The organism is Polaromonas sp. P1_E1_2, from assembly GCF_056406035.1.
In genome coordinates, this window is sequence record NZ_JBFUAZ010000361.1 from 1 (window position 1) to 4,351 (window position 4,351).

Here is a 4,351-nt window from a genome sequence, read left to right on the forward strand (position 1 = left end):
ATCCACTTGAGCACGGTAAATGCCGTAGCCGAAGTCGCAAGCAAGGCACCGACGCCCACGGCCGCCGCAAAGATGTGGACGAAGCAGCCAGCCGTAATGCCGAGGCCGGCAACAATGCCGGCGCGCGCGCCCGAGCGCAGTGAATTGGTCACGATATAAAGCACGTCCGGGCCCGGCGTCAGGTTCAGCAGCCAGCCAGCCGCGATGAAAAGCAACAGGTGTTGAAAGTCAGGCATGGCGATGTCCTTTCATTTGAAAAACTGCCGGATGGCACCAACCGCACGGTCCACGCCGGCGGTGTCCACGTCCAGATGGGTGACAAAACGCAGGCGGTACAGTCCCGTGGCTTCAATGCCCTGGCCGGCCAGGTGCTTGAGCAAGGCGGCGGACTGGTCCCGCGCCGCGCCGGTCAGGTCGACAAACACGATGTTGGTCTGTGGCGCCTCTACCTGCAGGCCGTCAATGCCCGCCAGGCCGTCGGCCAGGTGTTTGGCCAGGGCGTGGTCTTGCGCCAAGCGCCCGACATGATGGTCCAGCGCATGCGACGCTGCGGCAGCCAGCATGCCCGCCTGCCGCATGCCGCCGCCGGCCATCTTGCGGATGCGGTGCGCCCGCGCGATGAACTCGCGCGAGCCGCACAGGGCCGAACCCACCGGCGCGCCCAGGCCCTTGCTGAAGCAAACCGATACGCTGTCAAAACAATCCGCAATGCGGCGTGCCTCCGCCAGGGGGTTGCTGCCCGTTTGTGCAGCCTGCGCCACAGCGGCGTTAAAGAGCCGCGCACCATCCAGGTGGCGGGCCAGGCCGTGCTTCTTCGCCAGCGCGGTCGCCTGCTGCACATACTCAAACGGCAGCAGCTTGCCGCCCAGGGTGTTCTCGAGCGCCAGCATCCGGGTGCGCGCGAAGTGCGCATCGTCCGGCTTGATCGCTGCCTCGATCTCGGCAAGCGCCAGCGTGCCATCAGTGTGATGGTTCAGCGGCTGCGGCTGTACGCTGCCGAACACCGCGGCGCCGCCGCCTTCCCAGCGGTAGCAGTGCGCCATCTGGCCGACGATGTACTCGTCACCGCGCTGGCAGTGGCTCAGGATTCCGCAGAGGTTGCTCTGAGTGCCGGTGGGCACGAAGAGCGCAGCCTCAAAGCCCAGCAGGCCGGCAATCTTTTCCTGCAGCGCATTGACGGCCGGGTCATCGCCAAACACATCGTCGCCCAGCGGCGCTGCCAGCATGGCCTCACGCATGGCGGCCGTGGGCTGGGTGACGGTATCGCTGCGCAGGTCAACGACTCTTTTATCAGCCATTTTGGCCTCCAGGGCAATAAGGATGAGCGCAAGCAGCTACTAAAACAATAGCAAAACAGGTCATGCTGTTTGCTCCAGGAAGTTCTTCAGCATGGCGTGACCGTGCTCGGTGAGGATGGATTCCGGATGGAATTGCACGCCCTGGATCGGCAACTCCGTGTGGCGCACACCCATGATCTCGCCGTCGTCGGTCCGCGCCGTGACAGCCAGCACACCGGGACATGAAGACTTTTCAATGGCCAGCGAGTGGTAACGGTTCACCACAAACTGCGCGGGCAGCCCGGCAAACACGCCCTGCTGCGTGGTGGTGATGACGCTGGTCTTGCCGTGCATGAGCTGCTGGGCGCGCACGATCTTGCCGCCAAAAGCGGCGCCTATGGCCTGGTGGCCCAGGCAAACGCCCAGAATCGGCAGCTTGCCGGCGAAATGCTGGATCGCCGCCACCGAGATACCGGCTTCGGCCGGTGAGCACGGACCGGGCGACACCACCAGCACGTCAGGAGCGCGCGCAGCGATTTCGGCCACCGTGATCTCGTCATTGCGAAACACTTCGACCTCGGCGCCCAGCTCGCCAAAATACTGGACGATGTTGTAGGTGAAGCTGTCGTAGTTGTCGATCATCAGGAGTTTGGTGCGCTTCATGGTTCAGTCTCCCTGACGCAGGCGTGTGAACTCGCCGCGCTCAAAATCAATGGATGCGGCGATCATGGCGCGGTAGGTCGCTTCCATGATGGCCTCGGGGGCGCCGGCCGCACGGGCCTGAGCACGCACACGCTCGACGATGAACTCGATGCGTGCGTTGTCGACAATCTGGCTGGCGCTTTGCTTGATGCGCGCGGCCTGGGCCACATAGGCGCTGCGCTCGGCGATCAGCGGCGCGATGCGGTCATCCAGTGCGTCGATGTGGCGGCGCACATCGGCCATGGTGTCGCATCGGGCTATGGCGGGATGGGACAGCGTGCTCATTCCAAACCCTCCTCCACCAGCTCGGATGCCCGCAACAGCGCGCGCGCCTTGGCTTCGGTTTCCTTCCACTCCAGCTCGGCCACGGAATCGGCCACCACACCGGCCGCCGCCTGCACATACAGCATCTGGTCCTTGATAATGCCGGTGCGGATCGCAATGGCGACATCCATGTCGCCGGCATAGCTGAGGTAACCGCAGGCGCCGCCGTAGAGGCCCCGCTTGGTCGGCTCAAGCTGGTCGATCAGCTCCATGGCATGGACCTTGGGCGCGCCGGTGAGCGTGCCGGCCGGGAAGGTGGCCTTGAGCACGTCCATGCTCGACATGCCGTCAAGCAGCGTGCCCTCCACATTGCTGACGATGTGCATCACGTGGCTGTAGCGCTCGACCGCGAAGGCTTCGGTGACTTTCACCGTGCCGGTTTTGGCGATGCGGCCAATATCGTTGCGCGCCAGGTCAATCAGCATCACGTGCTCGGCACGCTCTTTGGGGTCGTTCACCAGTTCGTGCTCCACGGCCTTGTCGGCCTCCGGCGAAGAGGCTCGGGGCCGCGTGCCCGCCAACGGCCGGATGGTGATTTTCTGCCCGTCGTCGATTTTTTCCTGGCGCACCAGAATTTCGGGAGATGCACCCACAACATGGAAGTCTCCGAAGTGGTAGTAGTACATGTAAGGCGAGGGGTTCAGTGAACGCAGTGCGCGGTACAGGCTCAGCGGCGACTCGGTGTAGCGCTTCTTGATGCGCTGGCCGACCTGCACCTGCATGAAGTCGCCCGCCTCGATCAGCCGCTTGGCGCGTTCCACGGCGGCAATGTAGTCTGCCTTGGCAAAATCGCGCTCGGCCGGATAACTCTGCGACGGTTTCACCACCGGTGCGCTGACGGAATACTTCAGCTGGTCCTTGAGCTCGCGCAGGCGCTTTTTGGCATTGGCATACGCCTCCGGTCTCGCCGGGTCGGCATAAACAATCAGGTAAAGCTTGCCCGACAGGTTGTCTATCACGGCGAGTTCTTCACACTGCAGCAACAGGATGTCGGGGCAGCCCAGCGTGTCCGGCGGACAGGAGGCTTCGAGTTTCTTTTCGACGTAACGCACGGTGTCGTAGCCGAAGTACCCCGCCAGGCCGCCGCAAAAGCGCGGCAGGCCGGGCCGCAGGGCGACCTTGAAACGCTTTTGGTAGTCGCTGATGAAGTCCAGCGGATTGGCTTTGGAGGTTTCCACAACCTTGCCGTCCGTCACCACTTCGGTCAGGGTATCTGGCCCAAAACCGGATGCCCGCACCAGCGTGCGCGCGGGAAGGCCGATAAAACTGTAGCGGCCGAACCGCTCGCCCCCCACGACCGATTCCAGCAGGAAGCTGAACTTGCCGCCGTCTCTGGAATGCGCAAGCTTGAGATAAAGGGAAAGAGGTGTTTCGAGGTCGGCAAACGCCTCGACCATCAAGGGAATGCGGTTGTAGCCCTGGCCGGCCAGGCTTTTAAATTCGAGTTCTGTGATCACGGATGAGTCCTTCGCAAGGAGGCAACGCGCTCAAAGGCGTAGCCACCTGTCATTCAAAATACCCCGAAGCATGGGGCCGGGATGCTCCGGCAGGGCCGGAGCGCATCAAGGGGGTGTCGCAAAAACCGCGGCAGATACACGGGCAAGTGGCAGTGTGCCAGCCCGCGTGCGCCTCAGGCGTGCGAGAAATGACAGGTACGCCAGGGCCAGGCTCCCCGGCCTGCACAACCTGTCTGAATGACGCGATGAATGAACATGAAGGACAAAGTGTAGCAAACAGCGGCCCATCAGGGCCTCCAGGCCAGCGCAGTTGGCAAAGTTACAACAACTGGTAGTAATGCTTATCTCGCAAACCCTCTTGTAAGGGAGGGTAGCCGCACCCAAAATGAACCTATAAAAAAAGAACGCTCGTTCTATTTTCCCTATTATCTGGAGATAAATTCATGACTTTGACAACGCGATGCATGGCTGGCTTGGCCGGTTTGGTACTGTCGTTCAGCGCCCTGGCCGACCCTATGGAAGTTTCAGGCATCAAGCTCGATGACCCGGTCGAGGTGAGCGGCGCCAAGCTCCACCTGAACGGCGCAGGCG

At 62.4% G+C, this 4,351-nt stretch carries 5 protein-coding genes; all 5 read right to left on the reverse strand.

The window, feature by feature from the left end:
- A partial coding sequence (locus tag AC1D1P_RS15635; RefSeq protein ID WP_477673610.1) for a LysE family translocator occupies positions 1-236 on the reverse strand: 236 nt, incomplete at its 3' end.
- Positions 237-248: 12 nt separating this feature from the next.
- Positions 249-1,298: a low-specificity L-threonine aldolase gene (gene ltaE, locus AC1D1P_RS15640; protein ID WP_477673611.1), complete on the reverse strand. Its 1,050-nt coding sequence runs from the start codon at positions 1,296-1,298 to the stop codon at positions 249-251.
- A gap of 60 nt (positions 1,299-1,358) precedes the next feature.
- Entirely contained in the window at positions 1,359-1,940 is a 582-nt protein-coding gene (locus tag AC1D1P_RS15645) for an aminodeoxychorismate/anthranilate synthase component II (protein WP_477673612.1), read from the reverse strand.
- A 3-nt stretch (positions 1,941-1,943) separates the two neighbouring features.
- Positions 1,944-2,264 carry a chorismate mutase gene (locus AC1D1P_RS15650; protein ID WP_477673613.1) on the reverse strand — a complete coding sequence of 107 codons (321 nt, stop codon included), beginning with the start codon at positions 2,262-2,264 and terminating at the stop codon, positions 1,944-1,946.
- Entirely contained in the window at positions 2,261-3,760 is a 1,500-nt protein-coding gene (gene trpE, locus AC1D1P_RS15655) for an anthranilate synthase component I (protein WP_477670724.1), read from the reverse strand. Before trpE ends, AC1D1P_RS15650 begins: the two co-directional genes overlap by 4 nt.
- Positions 3,761-4,351: the final 591 nt, after the last annotated feature.